Consider the following 20,677-nt stretch of genomic DNA (forward strand, 5'->3'; position numbering starts at 1 on the left):
TCCCGGAGGACGCGGATGAAGATGCTTCACGTGATGTTGGGAGTCCTGCTGTTCGCCGGGTGCGCGACGCTCCCGAGCCCGCCGGTGGACGTGGGCGGCGGCGGAACCGTGTCCGCGGACCCGCACCCGGACATGGCGCCTGTGCGCCTCCAGACGCGCGCGGGCACCTTCCTGGTGCACCCCAACAATGCCGAGGACTTCGCTCGCGCGCTGGCGGGTGAGCCCACCCAGCGGCACTACACCACCGGCGTGCTCCTGGCCGGGGAGTGAACCCGGGGCCCGGGTGGCCGAGGCTCCAGAGCCACGGTGCGGGCCACCGGTCGTTCCTCCGCTGAAAAAAGCGGAGGGTTTCAGCCCACCACGACGATGCGGCGCCCCAGGGCCCGCGTCATCTGCGGTGACGTCATCACCGCCAGCGCCTCACCGAGCTCACCGCCCGCCGTGTCGAAGGCGGCGGCGATGACCTCCCCCACGGTGAGGTGGGCCTTCTCGGCGGCCACCCGGGCCCGCTGAGCCGTCCGCCGCAGTGCTGGCATCACCCGTCGCCCTTGTCGGCGCACCGTGACGCTCTTGCGTGTCGTCGTCTTGGCCATGTGCTCCTCCCACCTCGCGTTGCTGCGCGGGTGAGTACACCTGGGGTCTGACATATGCAGACGAGGTGCCAGCCGGACGCTCACCTGACGGGTAACGCGTACTAAGGGTTTTCCCTGTCACGGAGCGGGGTTCCTGGTTCACCACCTCACGCAGAGCACCGCAACCCCGGAAGGGTTCCTCGTTCTGTCGAGTTGATTCGTTCATCCAGCCCCGCAATCTCGACGTTTCGTTCAAGAGTCGAGAGTTCACTACAAGCCGCGAACACTGCGAGTGTGCTCGGTCTTGAATGACCCGGGTGTCGCTGGCGCCCCGTCGATTTGGTCCAAAAATTGGCAGTTGGGGGTGCGGGCTGACATGGGCGTCGCGCCCTCGTGGGCGGAGTGTTCGGTGCGGTATACGCGGGCCATGCCTCAGACCCTCTGCCCGAGCTGCGGTCACAGCCCCATTCCCCGGGGCGCCTCGGCCTGTCCCGCGTGTGGTGAGCCCTTCGACCACCTGCAGTCCTACAAGAAGGTCGGCCGCACGCGGCTGGATCGGCTGGGGGACGCGGTGGACGACGAGGCCACCGTCTTCGGTGGCGACCTGGTGACGAGCGCCGTCTCCGCGCATCCGGGCCCGGTGGCGGCGGTGCTGGGGGCGGGCGCGGCCGCGTGGTTCCTGCGGGCCGGTGGGGTGCTGGGCTCGCTGCAGGACCCGGCGTGGACGTACGGGTTGGTGGCGTTGGACCTGGTGCTCGCGCTGGTGCTGGTGCTCAACCGGGGGCCGGTGAAGGGCATCGCCCAGACGGGCTTGACGGTGCAACTGGTCGCCACGGCGTGGCTCGCGCGCGGAGCGCCGACGGCCCCCGTGCACGTGGCCTACTTCGCGCTGGGCCTGGTGGCGTTGTTCCTGGTGGTGGGGGAGCCCGGGCCCGCGCGGCGTTACGGGGGCCTGGGGTTGGGGCTCGCCACGGCGCTGGCCTCGGCCGTGCTCCTGGCGCTGCCGGGCACGGGGGCGTCTCTGGGAGGCGGGGGCGTGCGGCAGCTGCTGGTGGGCAGCGAGCTGGGGTATCGGCTGGAGCTGCCGGTGGGGTGGGAGCGGCTGACGCGTGAGCAGCTCTCCGCGCACCTGCCGCTGCCCGCGGCGACGCTGCACGGCAGCGGCGTGGGCTTTGGCGACATGGCGCGCGGGCGCTACGGCTTCCTCTGGGTGGAGCGCTCCACGGGCGTGAAGCTGGAGGCGGGCTGCCAGGGGCTCTTGAGCGCGGTGGGCACCGGCGAGGAGGCGCGCACGGCGTCGCCCGCGGCGCTGGGGTCGCGCTCGAAGCTGTACACGCTGAGCACGTCGGCGGGGGCGCGGGGCACGCTGGGCTGCGGGCTGCTGCCGGATGGTCGACTGGTGGGGCTCGCGGTGGTGGCCGCCGGGTCGGGTGACGCACAGCCGGGCGACACGGGCGGGCAGGAGTCCTTCGCCGCGGTGGGCGAGGGGCTCGCGTTGCAGTAAACGGGCGCCGCCATGAACGTCCAGGTCCTGTTCCACGACAACTGCTTCGACGGCGCCGCGAGCGCCGCGGTGTTCACCCGCTTCTACCGGGAGCGCGTCCGCGCGGACGCGGCGTTCCGCTACCAGGGGCTGAACCACAAGCCGGGCGCGGAGGGCATCGACCCGGCCGTCTTCACGGGCGAGGAGAACGTCATCGTCGACTTCCGCTACAGCCAGGACGCGCGGCTGACGTGGTGGTTCGACCACCATGCCTCCGCGTTCCAGCAGCCCGGGGACGAGGCGCACTTCCGCGCGGACTCGAGCGGGCGCAAATTCCACGACGCGCACCGCAAGAGTTGCACGAAGTACCTGGCGGACGTGGCGCGCGAGCGCTTCGGCTGGGACGCGTCCGCGCTCTCGGACCTCATCCACTGGGCGGAGCTCATCGACGGGGCGCAGTTCCCCTCGCCGCAGATGGCGGTGGCGTTGGAGGAGCCCGCGCTGCGCATCATGACGGTGCTGGAGGCGAACAAGGACCCGGCGCTCATCCCCGAGGTCATCCGCCGCATGCAGTCGGAGTCGCTCGCGGACATCGCCGCCTCGCCGCTCATCGCGGGGCCGCTGGCGCCGCTGCTCGCGCGCCACCAGTCGAACATCGAGCTGGTGCGCTCGCGGGCCCGCTACGAGCGCGGCGTCGTCTTCTTCGACCTGGTGGACGAGGGCGTGGACAGCCTCAACAAGTTCATCGCGTACGCGCTCCATCCGGACGCGCGCTACACGCTGTGGGTGGGGCGGGGGACGTCGCGCGCGAAGGTGTCGCTCGGCTCCAACCCGTGGAAGCCGGAGCTGCGCCAGCATGACCTGTCCGCCATCGCCGGCCGGTATGGGGGCGGTGGGCATCCCGTGGTGGCCGCGGCCAGCTTCAAGGCGGACCAGGCGGACAAGGCCCGCGCGGCGTACCAGGAGATTCTCGCGGAGCTGTCCACCGCGGGGTGAGGCTAGGGCTGGCCGCGCTCGAAGAAGGTGAAGCCGGCCTGTCGCAGCAGTCGCACCACCGTCACCATGGGCAGGCCCTGCACGTTGGCGCGGTCTCCGTCGAGCCGCGCCAGCAGCGCCTGTCCCGCGCCCTCCACGCGGTAGCTGCCGCAGCAGCCTTCCCACTCGTTCAGGTCGAGGTAGCGCTCCAGTTCATCCGGAGTGACGTCGTGGAACGTCAGGCGCGCGGTCTCCACGGCCTCGTCGATGGAGCCGCCCGGGTCCACCAGGCACACGCCGGTGTGGATGTCGTGGGTGTGGCCCAGCAGCTTCTGGAGCTGGCCTCTCGCCGCGTCGCGGTCCACGGGCTTGGTGAGTGTCTGTCCGGCCACCTCGACCAGTTGGTCCGCGCCGAGCACCCACGCGTCGGGGTGTCGTGCGTGCACGGCGCGAGCCTTGCGAGCCGCCAGCTCCCGGACGGCGTCGCGGGCCGAAAGGTGGGCGGCCACCGTCTCGTCGACGCCCGGGCTCACGGCGCGGTAGGGCAGGCCGAGCCCATCCATCAGCGCGCGGCGGGCACTGGAGGTGGAGGCCAGAATCAAGGGTCTCATGGGGGCGCCACCCTAGTGCACCGAGATGGACCGCGCCGCCGTCCGCCGAGAGAACAGGGCACGCCGAGCCCATTCATCAGCGAGTGGCGGGCGCGGGAGGTGGAGGCCCGAATCCAGAGGCTGATGAGTCGCCAACGTGATGAACCCGAGGAGGGGAGCGCCGCCGACATCCCGCGACGGGCACTCAAGGTGAGGGCCAGACGCAGCGGCGCATGGGGCATCACCCTGGTGTCCCGAGGCGTGCAGCGACGCCGCATGAACCCGAGGCAGGAAGCGCCGCCGACATCCCGCGACGGGCACTTGAGGTGAGGGCCAGACGCAGCGGCTCATGGGGCGTCACCCTGGTGCCTGCGGGAGGGAGCGCCGCCGCCCGCCGAGCGAGCATGCACGTCCCTGCTTCCCGGCCCCTGGGGTGATGCCGTAGCGTGGCGGCCCATGTCGCGGCGCGGTCTGCTCGCCCTCTGCCTCTTCCTCACCGCCTGCAAGCGGAACGCCTCGGCCCCGGAACCGGGAGACGCCGGAACGCCCGAGGTGTCGGCGGTGAAGGCCTCCCCAGCCAGTGCCGCGCCCTCGGACGAGCCCCGCGACACGCCGCGCCCGGTGCAGCCGCTCGCGGTCTGCCAGGCCCGAGGCGGCTCTCCGCTGGACGCGGCGCGCGGCTACTACGACTCGGGACGCTTCGAGGAGGCGCTGTCCTGCGCGGCGCAGGCGGCGGCCCTGGAGCCGGACCTGGCCTCGGCCCACGCCGAGCGCGGCGTCGCGCTGGCCGCCCTGGGGCGCGAGTCGGACGCGCAGCTCGCCTTCGCCCGGGCGCTTGCCATCGACCCTGGGGACGCGGACGCGCTGCTCGGCGCGGCCCACCTGTACGCGGTGCAGATGACCTCCACGCGCGAGCGCGACGAGCTGGGCACGCTCTACGCCGAGCGCGGCCTGTCCCAGCCCGGCACGCCCCCGGAGCTCATCCCGCACCTGGCGCTGGTGTCGGCCATGGCCTTCAACGACCTGGGCCAGGCGGAGGAGGCCCTCGCCCGAGCCGCCATCGTCCTGGCGCGAGAGCCGGGCAGCCGAGAGGCCCTCTACGAGCGGGCCCTGGCCCTCTTCGAGCTGTGCCGCTTCTCCGAGGCGAAGCGAGCCTTCCAGGGGCTCGTCGACGACGCGGAGCGCGCCGCGCACGCGCACCAGCACCTGGGCCTGTTGCTGGAGCGGGAAGGGAAGTGGAAGCAGGCGCAGACGCACTTCGACAAGGCGCGAGCGCTGGCTCCCGACGACTTCCCGGCGCCGCCCCTGCCCACCGAGGACACCTTCCGCGTGGACGTGGCCCGCGCCGTCTCCGAGCTGCCCGCGGACATGCGCAGTGACCTGGAGGGCATCCCCGTCACCGCGGAGGAGCTGCCCGCCGAGGTGGACCTGCTCGCCAACCAGCCGCCCCTGTCGCCCACGATTCTCGGCCTGTTCCGGGGGCCGCCCCTGGGCGCGCCCTGCGACGGAGTGGAGTCGCCCTGCCGCTCGGTGGTGCTGTACCGGCGCAACCTGGCACGAGCCGTGCGCACCCCGGCGGAGCTGCGCGAACAGATTCGCGTGACATTGCTCCACGAAATCGGGCATCTGCGCGGGGAGGACGATGAGGAACTGGCCGCGCGCGGCCTGGAGTGACGCGAATGGCCATCCCCCCGACGCTTCCCGTTGCACGTACTACTCCCAAGGGCGCGAAGTCCCTGCGCGCGGGAAACCCCTGGCTGTACCGCACCGAGCTGGCCGCCCCGCCCGACGTGACGGGCCCCGGCGCGGTGGTGATGGTGGTGGACTCCCAGGGCAACCCCATCGGCCAGGCCCTCTACGCGCGGCGCTCCCCGCTGGCGCTGCGCCTGCTGACGCGCACGCCCCCGCGCGAGCTGCAGGTGAACGACGCCTTCTTCCGCAAGCGCCTGGAGGCCGCGCTCGCGCGCAGGTCCTCGCTGTCCAAGCGTGACGGCCTGCGCCTGGTGCACGGCGAGGCGGACCTGCTGCCGGGCCTCTTCGTGGACCGCTACGGCAAGGGCCTCACCCTCCAGACGCTCTCCGAGGGCATGGACGCGCGCAAGGAGTCGCTGGCGAAGATGCTGGTGGAGCTCACCGGCGCCACCCACGTGGTGTGCCGCGACGACGCCTCCGGCCGCGACTTCGAGGGCCTGCCGCGCGAGACGCGCTTGCTGCACGGCCAGGGCGAGTCGCGCTTCACGTACCACGAGGGCGACAACCGCTTCGACGTGGACCTGATGGGCGACATGAAGACGGGTGCGTTCCTGGACCAGGTGGACAACCACCTGCGCGCCGGAGAGCTGGCGCGCGGCGAGGCGCTGGACCTGTTCAGCTACCACGGCGGCTTCGCGCTCTCCCTGGCCCGCAGCTGCACGTCCGTCATCGCGGTGGAGCAGGACGAGAAGGCCGCCGCGCGCATCGGCGACAACGCCCGCGCCAACAACCGGACCAACGTCACCGTGGAGCACGCGAACGCCTTCGACGTGCTCAAGCGCTTCGACTCGCAGAGCCGCCGCTTCGACTTTATCGTGCTGGACCCGCCGGGGCTCGCCAAGCGCCGCGAGGGCCTGGAGACCGCGCTGCGCGCGTACCACGAGCTGAACCTGCGCGCGCTGCGGTGCCTGAAGCCGGACGGTGTGCTCGTCACCTGCTCGTGCTCGGGCAAGCTGGACCGCGCGGGCTTCGAGGAGATGCTGCTGGGCGCCGCCGCGGACGCGAAGCGCCCGGTGCAGATTCTCGAGCGCCGGGGCGCGGGCCTGGACCACCCCGTGCTCGCGGGTCTGCCGGAGACGGAGTACCTCAAGGCGCTCTACGTCCGGGCGCTCTGACGCGGGCCGGGCCGGACCCGCGCGAGGGGCACTACGGCAGCCCCAGCTCCTTGCGCAGCTTGCCCACGACCTTGAAGTACTCGGTCCGGGGGAAGGGGACGTTGAGGATGTGGAAGTCCTTCTTCGCCAGGCCCACGCACCCGAAGCAGTAGTTGCAGTCCTGCAGGTTGCGGCACATCACCAGGTAGGCGCTGGTGGTGCAGTTCTCGCTCTGCAGGCAGTAGGCGCACGCATGACAGCTCTTGCACTCCACGCAGTGCGAGCAGTTGTTGCACAGCTCGCACCGGGTGCAGTGCGTGCACTGGAAGCAGCTGTCGCAGTCCTTGCAGAACATGCAGTTGGCGCAGCGCTGACAGCCCTCGCACGCGTAGGAGCCCGGGTTGCCCGGGTCCGACGCGTAGCTCTTGGTGAGCTTCTGGAGCTGGTCCAAAAACTCCCTCTTGCCGAGCGAGGCCACGACCTCCCGCGCCGCCTTCTCCGCGGCGAGCAGGTCTCCTGCTTCGGACCGCGTACCTTTCTCCTTCACCACCCGGGACACTCCTTGCCCATTGTCGGACTTCACTGAAGCCGGGCCAGCCCGGCCAGGTCGATTCCTCGCGCCACCCGCCGCACCTCCACCGTGCCCGGAAAGCCCCGGCTGGTGACGGCCACCACGAAGCGATCTCCCACCAACAGGTTCGCCTCCGCCAGCGCCTCCTCCGCGTCGTACCTCACGAAGCCCACCGCGTCCTTCCAGTGGATGGGCGCCGCCGGGTCGCTCGCCGGCCGGTCCTTGGCCCGCTCGGCCGCGTCCCGGATGGCCTGCCCAATCTTCTGTCCCATCGTGGTGTCCACGATGCGCACCTTCACCTCGCGGCCCTCACCTCGGGTGAACAGCCGCTCCGCTTCCGACACGGACACCTCGCCGTACTTGCCGGTGGAGCCCTGGGTGCGCGCGACGGTGAAGCCCTCCAGCTCCTCCGGCAGGAACGGTGCCAGCGTCTTGAAGTACACGCAGGGCGCACTGGCGGCGGGGATGGAGGCCGTCACCTCGTCGGAGGTTCCCTCCGCTTTCGTGCACCCGACACCCGGGGCGAGCGCGAGCAGGAGGAGGGTGAGGCCTGGGAGAAAGTTGTCGCGCACGGCCGAATCAAAAGGTATCCCCGCCCCGCGCGCAATGGACCTCTCGAAGCTCAATCCTCCTCAGCGCGAGGCCGTGGTCACCCTCCAGGGGCCCTTGCTGGTCCTCGCGGGTGCTGGGAGCGGGAAGACCCGCGTCATCACCCACCGCATCGTCCACCTGCTCAACGAGCGGCCAGACCACATCCTGGCTCGCAACATCCTGGCCGTCACCTTCACCAACAAGGCGGCCTCGGAGATGAAGGAGCGCCTGGTCCACATGGCCGGGCCCCGCGCCCAGGGCGTGCTCGTGTGCACCTTCCACGCCTTCGGCGCGGAGATGCTCCGCGAGGACATCCACCGGCTGGGTTGGCCCAGGAAGTTCGCCATCGCGGACATGGGCGACCAGCTGGCCATCATCCGCCGCGCCATGCGCGAGCACCGCATCGACGACCGCGCCTTCGACGCGCGCAAGGTGCTGGGGCTCATCTCCAAGGCGAAGAACTCCGGCCAGGCGCCCGAGCCCAAGCCCGAGGGCATCGGCGACGACTACGACCTCATCACCCACATGGTCTACCCGGACTACCAGCTGGCGCTGAAGGCGCAGGGCTCGGTGGACTTCGACGACCTGCTCATCCTCCCCACGCGCCTCTTGCGTGAGCACTCGGACCTGTACCTCAAGTACACGCACCGCTTCCGCTACCTGCTGGTGGACGAGTTCCAGGACACGAACCTGGCCCAGCTGGAGCTGCTCAAGCTGATGGCGGGGCAGTCCAAGAACGTGTGCGCGGTGGGGGACGACGACCAGTGCATCTACTCGTGGCGCGGCGCGGAGGTGCGCAACATCCTCCACTTCGACCACTTCTTCCCGGGCGGGAAGGAGGTGCGCCTGGAGCAGAACTACCGCTCCGTGCAGATGGTGCTGGACGCGGCCAACGCCGTCATCGCCAAGAACCCCGAGCGCAAGGCCAAGCAGATGTGGACCGACCGCAAGGGGGGCCCCAAGGTGAAGGTGGTGGCGTGCCCCAATGACGAGGAGGAGGCCCGCTTCGTCGCGCACGAAATCCAGAAGCACATCTCGCTGGGCATCCCCGCGGACGACATCGCGGTGCTCTACCGGACCAACGGCCAGTCGCACCCCATCGAGGAGATGCTGCGCGAGAAGAACATCGCCTACGAGGTGGTGGGCGGCAGCGAGTTCTTCGACCGGCGCGAGGTGAAGGACGTCATCGCGTACTTCAAGGTCATCGTGAACCGGCTGGATGAAATCTCGCTCATGCGAATCATCAACGTCCCGTCGCGCGGCATCGGCGACGTGACGGTGGAGCGGCTGCACGCGCACTCGCGCGCGGAGGGCGTCACGCTGTGGACGGTGATGCGCAAGGCGTCCGAGTACGACGATCTGCCCCCGGGCGCGGGCGCCAAGGTGCACGAGTTCGTGGACCTCATCGAGCGCTACCGCGCGGCGTACGAGCACGGGCAGCTGGCCGTGGCCACGCGCAAGCTCCTGGAGGAGATCGGCTTCCGGGACGCCACGCGCGCGCACGCCACCAGCGCCACCAGCGCGGACAAGAAGCTCAAGGGCGTGGACGGCGTCATCGACTCCCTGGAGCGCTTCGAGAAGCGCGAGGGCCCCAAGGCCAGCCTGCTCACCTACCTGAACCGGCTGAGCCTGGACAACAAGCAGGAGGACGACGAGGACGTCCCGGGCAGCAACCGCCGCGTCACCCTGATGACCATCCACTCCTCCAAGGGCCTGGAGTACCGGCTCGTCTTCTTCATCGGGATGGAGGAGGACCTGATGCCCCACGGCGGCATGCAGGGCGAGGCCCAGAACCTCGAGGAGGAGCGCCGGCTCTGCTACGTGGGCATCACCCGCGCCAAGGAGCTGCTCTACCTCACCCGCGCCGTCACCCGCGTGAAGCGCGGCAAGGAGGTCCCCCGGACCCCCTCCCGCTTCCTGGAGGACCTGCCCGAGGACGTCATCGAGCACGTCACGCCTGATGCGCCGCGTCAGGGCCCGCCGACGACGGAGGAGAAGAACTTCTTCGCCAACCTCAAGGAGCGCTTCAAGAAGCCCCAGCCGGGGACTCCAGGGGGTGGGGGCGTGCCTCCTGGGGGTAGGGCGGGGTAGGAAAAGAGCCTTCCGTGGCTCAGGGGCCCCCGCCAACCTTGACTTGATCCTCCATGACCGCTAGGAGGGTCGGCCTTTCCGGGCCTCTGCGGATGTTTCGTGGAGGACCTGTGGTTGGTTCCGCACGAGATGCGGTCCCCGGCATGCACCTGGCGACCGCGAGAAGTCTGGAGTGCACGAAATGTCGCAGAAGACCTACAGCGCGAAGGCTGGGGACATCAAGCGCCAGTGGCACGTCATCGACGTGTCCGACAAGGTGCTGGGCCGCGCGGCGAGCCAGATTGCCACCTTGCTCAAGGGCAAGCACAAGGCCATCTACACGCCGTCCATCGACACGGGCGACCACGTCATCGTCATCAACGCCGACAAGGTGAAGGTGACGGGGACGAAGGAGAAGGACAAGATGTACTACCGGCACCCGCACGCGGGTTTCCCGGGCGCCCTGAAGATCACCAACCTGGAGAAGCTCCGCCAGCGCCACCCCGAGGACATCATCATCAACGCGGTCCGCCGCATGCTGCCCCGCAACGCGCTGGGTCGGCAGATGATGACGAAGCTGAAGGTCTACGCGGGTGATACCCACCCCCACGCCGCCCAGAAGCCGGCTGCGTACTCGGTTGAGGCGTAAGGGAGACAACGTCCATGCCCATCCACCAAGAGCTCGGTTTCTACGCCACCGGCCGCCGCAAGGAGGCCACCGCTCGCGTCTGGCTGCGTCCCGGCACGGGTCAGGTCACCATCAACGGTCGTGAGATCAACGACTACTTCGGTCGCGAGACCTCGAAGATGGTGCTCAACCAGCCCCTCGAGATCCTCGAGCAGAAGGGGAAGCTCGACGTCACCGTGAACGTTCGCGGCGGCGGTCTCTCCGGCCAGGCCGGCGCCATCCGTCACGGCATCGCCCGCGCCCTGTGCGCCTTCAACCCGGAGTTCCGTCCGGCGCTGAAGAAGGCCGGCTTCCTCACGCGTGATGCTCGCGCGGTCGAGCGCAAGAAGTACGGTCAGCCGGGCGCGCGTCGCCGGTTCCAGTTCTCCAAGCGCTAACCGTTCAGGTTGGTCGCTCGCTGTCCTCCGCGGCGGAGGCTCTCTCACGAGGGTCTCCGCCGTGGTGTTTTCGGGGACTCACTCCACGGTGTGTCGCGCGGGCGCGGGAGCGTCTGCTACCATCCGCGACGCCCATGGAACTCAATGAGATCCTCCAGATCGCCCTGCGCGGCGGTGCCTCCGACATTCATCTCAAGGCCGGTCTGCCGCCCATGTTCCGGGTGGATGGCTCGTTGGTGCCGTTGAAGGACGGCCGTCGTCTTCCGCCCGAGGAGGTGGCGCGGATGGCGTTCGGCATCATGAACGAGTTCCAGAAGGAGAAGTTCAAGGCGAGCAACGAGGTGGACCTGGCGTACGGAGTCCCGGGCCTGGGCCGCTTCCGCGTGAATGTCTTCCAGCAGCGCGGCACCGTGGGCGCGGTGCTGCGAGTCATCCCGTTCAAGGTGATGACGATGCAGGACCTGCTGTTGCCGCAGGTGCTGGCGAAGATTTGTGGCGAGGAGCGCGGTCTCATCCTGGTGACGGGCACGACGGGCTCCGGCAAGTCGACCACGTTGGCGGCGATGATCGACCACATCAACTCCAACGAGACCAGCCACATCATGACGATTGAGGACCCCATCGAGTTCCTCATTCGCGACAAGCGCTCCATCGTGAACCAGCGCGAGGTGGGCGTGGACACGATGAGCTTCGCGCAGGCGCTCAAGAGCGCGCTGCGGCAGGACCCGGACGTCATCCTCGTGGGCGAGATGCGAGACCACGAGACCATCGAGACGGCGCTGCACGCGGCGGAGACGGGCCACCTGGTCATGTCCACGCTGCACACGCTGGACGCGACGGAGACGGTCAACCGCATCGTCTCCGCCTTCCCGCCGCACCAGCAGAAGCAGGTGCGCATCCAGCTGGCCTCGGTGCTCAAGGGCGTGGTCAGCCAGCGACTGGTGCCGCGCGCGGACGGCAAGGGCCGCGTGGCCGCGGTGGAGGTGCTGCGCGTCACCGCGCGCGTGCGCGAGCTCATCGAGGACAAGGACCGCACGAAGGAGATCCACGACGCGATTGCGCAGGGCACGGACTCCTACGGGATGCAGACCTTCGACCAGTCGCTGATGAGCCTGGTGCGCCAGGGGCTGGTCACCTACGACGAGGCCCACCGTCAGGCGTCCAACCCGGACGACTTCGCGCTGCGCTTCTCCGGCATCAGCGGCACGTCCGACTCCAAGTGGGACAGCTTCGATGCGAAGCCGGGCGAGGCCCGTCCGATTCCGGGCTCGGCCGCCTTCGCGCAGAAGGGCGCGCCCGTGGGGGCGGCACAGCCTCCCGCCGCGCCGCCCACGCCGGCGCCGGTCCAGGTCGCGCGTCCCGCCACGCCCGCCGCGCCGAACGTCGCGCGTCCGCCCGCACCCGCGCAGGCCATGCGTCCGGCCGCGCCTCCGCCGGCGGCCCGTCCTCCCGCGCCGGCCCCCGCGCCCGCTCCGGCGGCGGGTGGGGACGACGACTTCCAGATCGAACGCTTCTGAGTCGAAGGGGCACCGTGGGTCGAGACCGCCGCGCGCGGTCTGGCCTCGGTGCTCCGTTTGATGCCACTGAGTGGCGCGAGGCCGCGAACGCTTGGCCTCGGTGCTTCGTTTGATGCCACTGAGTGGCGCGAGGCCGCGAACGCCCGGCCTCGGTGCTTCGTTTGATGCCACTGAGTGGCGGCGAGGCCGCGAACGCCCGGCCTCGGTGCTTCCCCGAAGCGTTGAGGGGCCATGAGAGCGGGTCGCCGCGAACGGCCCAGCCCCGGTGCTCTGCCTCGTCTGTCGGGAGATCCCCGTGAGGCGAGACGGCTCCGTGCCGTCGCCCACCTGTGTGACGCGACCTGCGAGAGGGGGCGCGTCTCGCTCAGCGGGCTGCGTCCAGGGGCATCGCTCAGGCTCGTGACGGGGAAGGGGAGTCATCCTCCCGTCCATCCGATTCGCACGACCTGGCATCAGCCACTTCGAGCGGCGGGCCGCGAGGGCCCACCGCCGCGTCACAGGGGGGACTACGCGTCTTCCTCGCCCAGCATGGCCCTCAGGCGCGACAGGCGCAGCGGGCCCATGAGGCCCTCCTTCGCCAGCGCCTGGAGCAGGTGGGCGGTGGCGTGCACCTTCTCCTCCTGCTCCTCCTCGGGCTTGTCGGCGACCTGCGCGTCCAGCAGGGCCTCGATGTGCTCGGGGTTGATGGGCGCGGGGCCCTCCGCCCAGGCGATGTCGAACAGCGCCCTCGCCATGACCTCGCGCACCTTGCGCTCGGCGTCGTCCTTCGAGGCCTTCACGAAGCCGACGAACAGCGCGTCCACCGCCTCCTTCGTCAGCGCGGCCAGCGCGGGCACCTCGCCCAGGGACTCCTTCACGTACTCGCGGTCGAAGCTGTCCACGTCCTGCTCGTAGCCGAACGCCTCCTCCAGGAGGATGGAGGCGATGAACGCGTCCGTCTCCTCCTCGCTCGCGCCCTCCTCGGCCAGCGCCTCACGCGCCTTCTTCGTGGCCTCGGTCAGCTCCGCGTCTTCCTGAATCGCGCGCGCCGACGCGTGCGCCGCCAGCAGCACCAGCGCCGCCTGGGCGTCCGAGGACAGGACGCGGCCACCCACGTCCATCAGGATGGCGGCCTGGCGCGGGTGCGCCTTGGCGGCCTCGGCGAAGAACTGCTCCTCCGGGTCGAGGGCGCCCCCCGCCTGCTGCTTGCGGAGCGTCTCCTTCGCGACATCGGCGGTGAGGTAGCGGGCAAGGACTGGATGCATGCCGCGCCTGTTACCACATGCTACGTATCCCGCCATGCTCCCGGAGGATGAAGGCCCCGAGGCCGTCCAGCGCGCCACGGATGCGGGACTCAAGCTGCTGGGCATCCGCGCCCGCACGCGCCAGGAACTGCTCCAGGCCCTGGAGAAGAAGGGCTTCGCCCCCTGCGTCCGCGACGCCGCGCTCGCCCGCCTCCAGGGCTGGGGCTACCTGGACGACACCCGCTTCGGAGAAGCGCGCGCCGCCTCCCTCCTGCGCTCGGGCAAGGGCCCCGCCTCCGTCCTCCAGAAGCTGCAAGCCCACGGCCTGTCCGAGGACGCGGCCCAGGGCGCGCTGGCGTCCGCCACGGACGCGGTGGACTTCGACGCCACGGCCGCCGCGCGCGCCGTCCTGGAGAAGCGGGGGCTGGCGGCCCGGCCGCTCGACGAGAAGGCCTGGGCCCGCGCCGCGCGGCTGTTGTCCGGGCGGGGATTCTCCGAGGACGTCATCCAGCAACTGCTCGGCGAACCTTCACTGGACCCCTCGGGGCCGGACGAATAGCGTGCCGCCGATGCGTTCCGTCGTCGCCTTCCTGACCGTCGTCCTCTTGTTCGCCTCGGGTTGCTCCACCCTCTCCGGCTCCCAGGGGGGAGACCCCGACTACGCCGCTGACGCGGAGGAGAACCTCCGGCTCGGCAGCGAGGCGCTCGAGAACAAGGACTTCTTCAAGTCCCAGAAGTACTTCGAGTACGTCCGGGTCAAGTACCCGTACCAGGAGGCCGCCCGCGAGGCGGAGCTGCGCCTGGCCGACCTGGACTTCGCCCGCGAGGCCTTCGCCGAGGCCCGGGACCAGTACCAGGCCTTCATCAAGCTCCACCCCACGCACGCCAAGGTCGACTACGCCGCGTTCCGCTCGGCGCTCACCCACGTGGAGGACTACCCGTCCGACTTCTTCGCGCTGCCGCCCTCCAAGGAGAAGGACCAGGGCGAGATTCGCGCCGCGCTCTCCACCATGGAGGAGTTCCTCCGCCAGTACCCGGATTCTCAGTACGTCCCCGAGGCCAGGCGGCACGCGGACGACGCGCGCAAGCGCCTGGCCGAGCACGAGCTGTACGTGGCCCGCTTCTACACGAAGCGCGAGCGCTGGAAGGCGGTGGCCCAGCGCCTGGAGTCGCTGCTCACGAAGTACCCCGGCACGCCGTACGAGGAGGAGGCCCTCTTCGACCTGCACGAGGCCTACGTGAAGCTCAACGACCCCAAGCGCGCCGAGGAGACCCTGCGCCAGGTGCTGCGCCGCCTGCCGGGGACGCCCGCCGCCCAGAAGGCCCAGCAGATGCTGGGCACGTGAGGTCCCCGGCAGGCCGCGTGAGGTCCACCGAGGAGTGGAGCCGGCTGGGGGGCCTGGTCATCGCCGGACTGGCGGTGCTCGCCGCCTGCGCGGTGCTCATCCCCCGGCTCCTGGGCTTCGCCGCGGGCCCCGAGGCGGAGATCATCACCGCCCTGAAGCACACCGAGGCCTATGGGTTTTCCCTGCCCATCCCCCTCGCGGACGCGCCCCTGGTCTCCCAGGAGCTCCACTTCGCCCGCATCACCGTGACGGTGGAGCCCGGAGGCCAGCGCGCCGAGGCCCACGCCACGCTCGACTTCAACGGCACCCTGGGCCCCACCCGCGTGGGCACCGCGGGCGTGGAGAAGGTGCCCTTCGTGCGACGCGGGGGCGATTGGGTGCCGGAGAAGAACACCTCCCCCCGACTGGTGGCCGTCGTCACCGCACTGGAGGCGCGGCGCCGCGCGCTGGAGGCCGCGGACGCGGAAGGCCTGGCTCGGCTCTCTGTTCCGGGGAATCCCGGAGTGGGGGGCGCCGAGTGGGATGAACTGAAGATGTTGCGAGGGCGCTTGTATCGGGCGGAGGCGTGGTACATCCGGTTGGAGCGGGAGCAAGCAGTCGTGACGGAGCACTGGCGGTTGCAGGGCTCCCTCCCGTCGAGGCCGGTGGACACCCGGGGCCAACGGTCGCTGTCGCTCACGCTTCACGGTGATGAATTCTTGTTTTCGCCCGGGCTCATGTAGGCTAGCCGCGTCGGAGGCAGGGCCCGAGGACGGGCCGGAGTCATGGAAGAGCCCCTCAAGCAGCTACTGACCCTCGGGCGCGGCTACTTCGAGAAGAAGCAGTACGCCCAGGCCGAGCAGTACCTCGCGAAGATCGTCGAGCAGAATCCGACGTTCGCGGACGTGTTCAACATGCTCGGCATCATCTACCACGACCAGGGCCAGTTCGCCCGGGCCCAGCGGGCGTTCGAGTCCGCGCTGAACCTGAATCCGGCGTACACCGAAGCGGCGCTCAATCTCGCGGTCATCTACAACGACATGGGCAAGTACGCCGAGGCGAAGGAGGTCTACCAGGCCGCCTTGTCCCGGCAGAAGACGGGCCCCGGGGAGCTGGACCCCTACGTCGAGAAGAAGATCGCCAACATGTACGGCGAGATTGGCGACGTATTCGCCTCCAGTGGCGCATGGCAGCGCGCCATCGAGGAGTACCGGCGCGCGCTCGGCCTGTGCCCGCAGTTCGTGGACATCCGCCTGAAGCTGGGCAATGCCCTGCGTGACGCGGGGGACAACGCGGCGGCCATCGCCGAGTACGAACAGGTCATCGCGCAGAACCCGTCCTACATCCCCGGCCGTATCCAGTACGGGGTGGCGCTGTATTCCGCCGGGCGCAGGGCGGAGGCGGTGCAGGTGTGGGAGGACGTGCTGGCGCGCAGCCCCGACAACAAGAGCGCGCAGATGTACCTCAACCTGGTGAAGGACCCCGGCAAGGTGGAGCAGGCGGGTTGATGACCATGGATATCTCGAAGACCTATGCCCTGAAGTTCATCTCCGGGAAGTACCAGGGCGGAGAGTTCCCCCTGAAGGCGGAGAAGCAGATCGTCATCGGCCGCTCCAGCGAGCTGGACATGGTGCTCGTGGAGGACATGGTCTCGCGCAAGCACGCGAAGATCAGCTTCTCCAACGGGAAGATCACCATCGAGGACCTGGGCTCCACCAACGGCACCTTCGTCAACGGCGAGAAGGTGAAGCAGGCGGGGCTCAAGGAGGGGGACCGCATCCTCATCGGCACCTCCATCCTCAAGCTCGTGCACCAGGGCGCCGACGGCGCCAACGTGGACGAGAGCACGGCCAAGCTGAAGCTGGAGGAGGCCGCCGCCGCCCAGGCCGCGCGGACCACCACCAAGGGCAGCTCCATGACGGGGAAGATTGAAGAAATCCCCCTGCCGGACCTGCTCCAGCTCTTCCACACCTCCAAGAAGAACGGCGTGCTGGTGGTCAACAGCACGCAAGAGGGGAAGATCTACCTGCGCCAGGGCCGCGTGTACTACGCGGTCATCAACGAGAACCACAACCTGGGGCCGCAGAAGAGCTTCAACCGCATCATCACCTGGGAGTCGGGTGACTTCGAGCTGCGGCCGGCGGACAGCCAGGAGTTCATGGTGGAGCTGGACTCGTCCACCGAGGCGCTGCTGATGGACGCGCTCCGTCAGCTCGACGAGCTCAAGCGGCTGCAGCCGAGCCTGCCGCCCCCGGAGGCCATGCTCCAGCTGTCGGTGCCGCTGGTGCCGCCGCTCAAGGAGCTGACGCCGGAGCTGCTGGACGTGCTCCAGCTGGTGCTCAACCAGGGCACGCTGGCGGGGGTGCTGGACCGGGCGGACGCGGATGACGTCGTCACCGCCGAGGGCCTGGTGCACCTGCTCAAGCGCGAGTACGTCCGCATCATCTAGGTCGCACACGAAGCCCGCTCTCCTCGTGGGAGGGCGGGCTCCATCTGAAGGGATGTCGCCGTGGCGGACGCGAAGTCGGTGAAGCGCCTGCGCCTCACCGAGCTGAGTCACTGCGCGGGTTGCGCGGCGAAGCTGCGGGCCGGGGACCTGGCCCAGCTCTTGGGAGGGCTCAAGTCCTCCCGCCCCCCGCAGGCGCTGGTGGGCTTCAACACGAATGACGACGCGGCCGTCTACCGCCTCTCGCCCGGCCTCGCCGTGGTGGAGACGGTGGACTTCTTCCCGCCCGTGGTGGACGACCCGTTCCAGTTCGGCGCCATCGCCGCGGCGAACGCGATGTCGGACATCTGGGCCATGGGGGCGAAGCCGCTGTTCGCGCTCAACCTCGTCGGCTTCCCGGACGAGCTGCCCAAGTCCGTGCTGGCGCGCATCCTCGAGGGCGGCCAGTCCAAGGTGGAGGAGGCGGGCATCCCCATCCTCGGCGGCCACAGCATCCGAGACCCCGAGCCGAAGTACGGCCTGGCCGTCACCGGCGTGGTGCACCCCAAGAAGGTGCTCACCAACGCGGGCGCGAAGCCGGGGGACCTGCTGCTGCTCACCAAGCCCCTGGGCACGGGCATCGCCACCACCGCCATCAAGCGGGGCGTGGCCTCCAAGCAACTGCAGAAGAACGTCATCGGCGTGATGACCACGCTCAACCGCGCCGCGGGCGAGGTCTTCGCCTCGGGCCGGTTCAAGGTGAACGCCCTGACGGACGTGACGGGCTACGGCCTGTTGGGCCACCTGCTGGAGATGATGACGGCCGCGAAGACGCGCGCGGCGCTGGATTTGGAGCGCGTGCCGCTCATCGCCGAGGTGCCCTCGCTGGCCGAGGCGGGCGTGGTGCCGGGCGGGACGAAGTCGAACCTGGAGCACGTGCAGAAGAAGGTCCGCTTCCCCAAGGGGCTCCCCGAGGCCATCCAGTGGGTGCTCGCGGACGCGCAGACCAATGGCGGACTGTTGGCCTGCGTGCCGGCGAAGGACGCGGTCAAGGCGCTCAGGGCCCTGGACAGGGCCGGGGTGGACGCGGCGCTGCTGGGCGAGGTCCGCGCGGGCCGTCCGGGCATCGACGTCATCGGCTGAACCGGGCGCCGGGCGGGGATTTCGCGCCCGGGGTGGGGCTCCGCTAGCATCCCCCTCCGGCATGAAGTCGTCCTCCCGCTCCCTGCTGCTCCTCCTCGCATGCATCTGCTGGGTTCCCGTCACGGCGGGAGCCGGCGAGCGCCCCGCGCGCATCGTCATCGACCCGGGCCACGGCGGCGTGAAGGAAGGCGCCAAGGGGCCCGGCGCGCTGCGCGAGAAGGAGGTGGCGCTGCAGATTGCCCACCGCCTGCGCTCCAGGCTGGAGGCGGCCGGCGGCGAGGTGTACCTGACGCGCGAGCGCGACGCGCTGGTGAGCCTCACCGAGCGCGTGGAGATGACGAACGACCACGGCGCCGACCTCTTCATCTCCATCCACGCGAACTCCATGCCCACGCCCCGCATGAGGGCACGCACCGAGGGCGTGGAGACGTACTTCCTGTCGGCCAGCGCCTCCGGTGAAGCGGCGCTCGCGGTGGCGGACCGGGAGAACTCGGAGGCGCCCATGTCGCGGGCGGCGCGCGGCGACTCGACGCTGGCGCTCATCCTCGATGACCTGGTGCGCACGGAGGCGCACTCGGACTCGTCCCGGCTGGCCTACGCCATCCACCCCCGGCTCGTGGCGCGCACGCGGGCGGCGGACCGGGGCGTGCAGCAGGCGCCCTTCTTCGTGCTCTCCGGCGTGGAGTGCCCGGCGGTGCTCGTGGAGGTGGGCTACATCTCCCATCCCGAGGAGGGCCTGAAGCTGGGGCGGGCGGACTACCAGGAGAAGCTGGCCGAGGCCATCAGCGAGGGCGTGCTCGCCTTCCTGAAGGACACGCGGCGCAGGGACGCGGCCCGGCCGGCCCAGGTGGCGGGCTCGCAGACGCCCTGAGTGGACACCGGGCCGACTCGGACGACACGCGGGCCACGTGGCTCTGGTAGAGAAGGGACGCGCTCATTCCCTACCCAGGAGCTCGCCGTGCGTTCCTTCCAACGTGGTGCACTGGACCTTCGCCCCGTCATCCTCACCCCCGGAGTGTCCCGCTACGCGGAAGGCTCCGTGCAGGTGGAGTTCGGCAACACCAAGGTGCTCATCACCTGCTCCACCGAGGAGCGCGTGCCCCCGCACCTGATGGGGAAGGGGACCGGCTGGGTGACGGCCGAGTACGGCATGCTCCCGCGCGCCACGCACACGCGAAACCAGCGCGAGGCGGCCAAGGGCAAGCAGACCGGCCGCACCATGGAGATCCAGCGCCTCATCGGCCGCTCCCTGCGCGCGGCGGTGGACCTGTCCACGCTGGGCCCGCGCACCCTCACGCTGGATTGTGACGTGCTCCAGGCGGACGGCGGCACGCGCACGGCGTCGATTACGGGCGCGTACGTGGCGGTGGTGCTCGCGCTGCGCTCGCTGCAGAAGCAGGGCACGCTCACCAAGCAGCCCAAGCTGACCCCCATGGCCGCGGTGTCCGTGGGCGTGGTCAACGGGGAGGTGCGCGTGGACCTGGACTACGAGGAGGACTCCAAGGCGGACGTGGACCTCAACATCGTGGCCACGGGAGATGGGCGCATGGTGGAGGTGCAGGGCACCGCCGAGCACCAGCTGTTCGACCGCAAGACGCTGGACGCGATGCTCGACGGGGGACTTGCCGCCATCCATCAGCTCGTGGCCGCGCAGGCCAAGGCGCTCGAATGAGCACGCCCTCGCCGAAGCTGCTCTTCGCCACCACCAACAAGGGGAAGCTGCGCGAGCTGCGCCAGCTGGTGGGGGACTCGGTGGAGGTGGTGTCGCTCGCGGACCTGCCGCCGGTGCCGGAGCCGGAGGAGGACGGCGACACCTTCGAGGCCAACGCGGTGAAGAAGGCGGTGGAGTACGCGCGGGCCACGGGCCTGCCGGCGCTCGCGGATGACTCGGGGCTGTGCGTGGACGCGCTCGACGGCCAGCCCGGGGTGCTGTCCGCCCGCTACGCGCCCGGCGACGACAAGGCCCGCTACGAGAAGCTCCTCTCGGAGCTGCGCGGCGTGCCCGACGAGAAGCGCACGGCGTCGTTCCGCTGCGCGCTGGCGCTGGCGTGGCCGGATGGGCGCACGCACGTGGAGGAGGGGCGGTGTGAGGGGCGGATCGGCCACGCGCCGAAAGGTGAGCACGGCTTCGGGTACGACCCGGTCTTCATCCTTCTGGACAGTGGCCGGTCGCTCGCGGAGCTCACCGCCGAGGAGAAGTCCGGCATCTCCCACCGGGGCGCGGCCTTCCGGAAGATGAAGCCGAAGCTGCTCTCGCTCGCCGCGCGTGCGTGAATGGCGA

General features: G+C 70.1%; 23 protein-coding genes. 18 read left to right on the top strand and 5 right to left on the bottom strand.

Annotated elements, in window-relative coordinates:
• The first annotated feature begins 15 nt into the window (after positions 1–15).
• Positions 16–270 carry a hypothetical protein gene (locus K8640_RS32320; RefSeq protein WP_223750591.1) on the top strand — a complete coding sequence of 85 codons (255 nt, stop codon included), beginning with the start codon at positions 16–18 and terminating at the stop codon, positions 268–270.
• A gap of 80 nt (positions 271–350) precedes the next feature.
• On the opposite strand, the gene K8640_RS32325 is transcribed toward K8640_RS32320, so the two are convergent.
• Positions 351–593, bottom strand: a complete 243-nt coding sequence (locus K8640_RS32325; protein WP_141333144.1) for a hypothetical protein — start codon at positions 591–593, stop codon at positions 351–353.
• 406 nt (positions 594–999) lie between these two features.
• Here K8640_RS32325 and K8640_RS32330 point away from each other — a divergent pair, with 406 nt between their 5' ends.
• Complete coding sequence (locus K8640_RS32330) at positions 1,000–2,076, top strand: zinc ribbon domain-containing protein (protein WP_223750592.1); 1,077 nt, start codon at positions 1,000–1,002, stop codon at positions 2,074–2,076.
• 12 nt (positions 2,077–2,088) lie between these two features.
• On the top strand, positions 2,089–3,051 hold the full coding sequence (locus tag K8640_RS32335) for a hypothetical protein (RefSeq protein WP_223750593.1): 963 nt from the start codon (positions 2,089–2,091) through the stop codon (positions 3,049–3,051).
• A 2-nt stretch (positions 3,052–3,053) separates the two neighbouring features.
• Here K8640_RS32335 and K8640_RS32340 read toward each other — a convergent pair whose 3' ends face one another.
• Positions 3,054–3,641, bottom strand: coding sequence for a nucleoside triphosphate pyrophosphatase (locus K8640_RS32340; protein ID WP_223750594.1), 588 nt, complete (start codon positions 3,639–3,641; stop codon positions 3,054–3,056).
• A 435-nt stretch (positions 3,642–4,076) separates the two neighbouring features.
• Between K8640_RS32340 and K8640_RS32345 the strand changes: the two genes are divergently transcribed.
• Both K8640_RS32345 and K8640_RS32350 read left to right on the top strand, forming a co-directional pair.
• Positions 4,077–5,294, top strand: a complete 1,218-nt coding sequence (locus tag K8640_RS32345; protein ID WP_255653639.1) for a metallopeptidase family protein — start codon at positions 4,077–4,079, stop codon at positions 5,292–5,294.
• A 5-nt stretch (positions 5,295–5,299) separates the two neighbouring features.
• Positions 5,300–6,487 (top strand): class I SAM-dependent rRNA methyltransferase, encoded by a 1,188-nt coding sequence (locus tag K8640_RS32350; protein ID WP_223750596.1) that lies wholly within the window; start codon positions 5,300–5,302, stop codon positions 6,485–6,487.
• 31 nt (positions 6,488–6,518) lie between these two features.
• Here K8640_RS32350 and K8640_RS32355 read toward each other — a convergent pair whose 3' ends face one another.
• Together K8640_RS32355 and K8640_RS32360 are read right to left on the bottom strand one after the other, a co-directional pair.
• The gene (locus K8640_RS32355; RefSeq protein ID WP_194869545.1) at positions 6,519–7,016 is read right to left on the bottom strand and encodes a caib/baif family protein; all 498 of its coding nucleotides are present in this window, start codon (positions 7,014–7,016) and stop codon (positions 6,519–6,521) included.
• Between the two features lie 29 nt (positions 7,017–7,045).
• Complete coding sequence (locus tag K8640_RS32360; protein ID WP_370640422.1) at positions 7,046–7,609, bottom strand: hypothetical protein; 564 nt, start codon at positions 7,607–7,609, stop codon at positions 7,046–7,048.
• A gap of 34 nt (positions 7,610–7,643) precedes the next feature.
• Between K8640_RS32360 and K8640_RS32365 the strand changes: the two genes are divergently transcribed.
• From K8640_RS32365 to K8640_RS32380, 4 genes are all read left to right on the top strand, one after another.
• On the top strand, positions 7,644–9,719 hold the full coding sequence (locus K8640_RS32365) for an ATP-dependent helicase (protein ID WP_223750597.1): 2,076 nt from the start codon (positions 7,644–7,646) through the stop codon (positions 9,717–9,719).
• Positions 9,720–9,900: 181 nt separating this feature from the next.
• On the top strand, positions 9,901–10,347 hold the full coding sequence (gene rplM / locus K8640_RS32370) for a 50S ribosomal protein L13 (RefSeq protein ID WP_141326090.1): 447 nt from the start codon (positions 9,901–9,903) through the stop codon (positions 10,345–10,347).
• Positions 10,348–10,361: 14 nt separating this feature from the next.
• Entirely contained in the window at positions 10,362–10,763 is a 402-nt protein-coding gene (gene rpsI, locus K8640_RS32375) for a 30S ribosomal protein S9 (RefSeq protein ID WP_046712181.1), read from the top strand.
• A gap of 134 nt (positions 10,764–10,897) precedes the next feature.
• Positions 10,898–12,280 carry a type IV pilus twitching motility protein PilT gene (locus K8640_RS32380; RefSeq protein WP_223750598.1) on the top strand — a complete coding sequence of 461 codons (1,383 nt, stop codon included), beginning with the start codon at positions 10,898–10,900 and terminating at the stop codon, positions 12,278–12,280.
• Between the two features lie 506 nt (positions 12,281–12,786).
• Here the strand turns inward: K8640_RS32380 and K8640_RS32385 are convergent.
• Positions 12,787–13,524 carry a hypothetical protein gene (locus K8640_RS32385; protein WP_223750599.1) on the bottom strand — a complete coding sequence of 246 codons (738 nt, stop codon included), beginning with the start codon at positions 13,522–13,524 and terminating at the stop codon, positions 12,787–12,789.
• Positions 13,525–13,558: 34 nt separating this feature from the next.
• On the opposite strand from K8640_RS32385, the gene K8640_RS32390 reads away from it, so the two are divergent.
• The 9 genes from K8640_RS32390 (at position 13,559) to K8640_RS32430 (ending at position 20,670) form a co-directional block, all read left to right on the top strand.
• The gene (locus K8640_RS32390; RefSeq protein WP_223750600.1) at positions 13,559–14,062 is read left to right on the top strand and encodes a regulatory protein RecX; all 504 of its coding nucleotides are present in this window, start codon (positions 13,559–13,561) and stop codon (positions 14,060–14,062) included.
• Between the two features lie 10 nt (positions 14,063–14,072).
• The gene (locus tag K8640_RS32395) at positions 14,073–14,849 is read left to right on the top strand and encodes an outer membrane protein assembly factor BamD (protein WP_223750601.1); all 777 of its coding nucleotides are present in this window, start codon (positions 14,073–14,075) and stop codon (positions 14,847–14,849) included.
• Between the two features lie 17 nt (positions 14,850–14,866).
• The gene (locus K8640_RS32400) at positions 14,867–15,571 is read left to right on the top strand and encodes a hypothetical protein (protein ID WP_223750602.1); all 705 of its coding nucleotides are present in this window, start codon (positions 14,867–14,869) and stop codon (positions 15,569–15,571) included.
• Between the two features lie 42 nt (positions 15,572–15,613).
• A complete protein-coding gene (locus K8640_RS32405) occupies positions 15,614–16,336 on the top strand; it encodes a lipopolysaccharide assembly protein LapB (RefSeq protein WP_046712186.1) in 723 nt (240 codons plus the stop codon).
• Between the two features lie 5 nt (positions 16,337–16,341).
• A complete protein-coding gene (locus K8640_RS32410) occupies positions 16,342–17,277 on the top strand; it encodes a DUF4388 domain-containing protein (RefSeq protein WP_141326091.1) in 936 nt (311 codons plus the stop codon).
• A 78-nt stretch (positions 17,278–17,355) separates the two neighbouring features.
• Positions 17,356–18,396 (top strand): selenide, water dikinase SelD, encoded by a 1,041-nt coding sequence (gene selD / locus K8640_RS32415; RefSeq protein ID WP_255316201.1) that lies wholly within the window; start codon positions 17,356–17,358, stop codon positions 18,394–18,396.
• Positions 18,397–18,457: 61 nt separating this feature from the next.
• Entirely contained in the window at positions 18,458–19,267 is an 810-nt protein-coding gene (locus K8640_RS32420; RefSeq protein WP_223750603.1) for an N-acetylmuramoyl-L-alanine amidase, read from the top strand.
• Positions 19,268–19,354: 87 nt separating this feature from the next.
• On the top strand, positions 19,355–20,068 hold the full coding sequence (gene rph / locus K8640_RS32425; protein WP_074957947.1) for a ribonuclease PH: 714 nt from the start codon (positions 19,355–19,357) through the stop codon (positions 20,066–20,068).
• Entirely contained in the window at positions 20,065–20,670 is a 606-nt protein-coding gene (locus K8640_RS32430; protein WP_223750604.1) for an XTP/dITP diphosphatase, read from the top strand. The genes rph and K8640_RS32430 overlap by 4 nt, the downstream gene beginning before the upstream one ends.
• The last annotated feature ends 7 nt before the right edge of the window (positions 20,671–20,677 follow it).

It is taken from the genome of Myxococcus sp. XM-1-1-1 (genome assembly GCF_020037095.1).
GTDB lineage: Bacteria > Myxococcota > Myxococcia > Myxococcales > Myxococcaceae > Myxococcus > Myxococcus fulvus.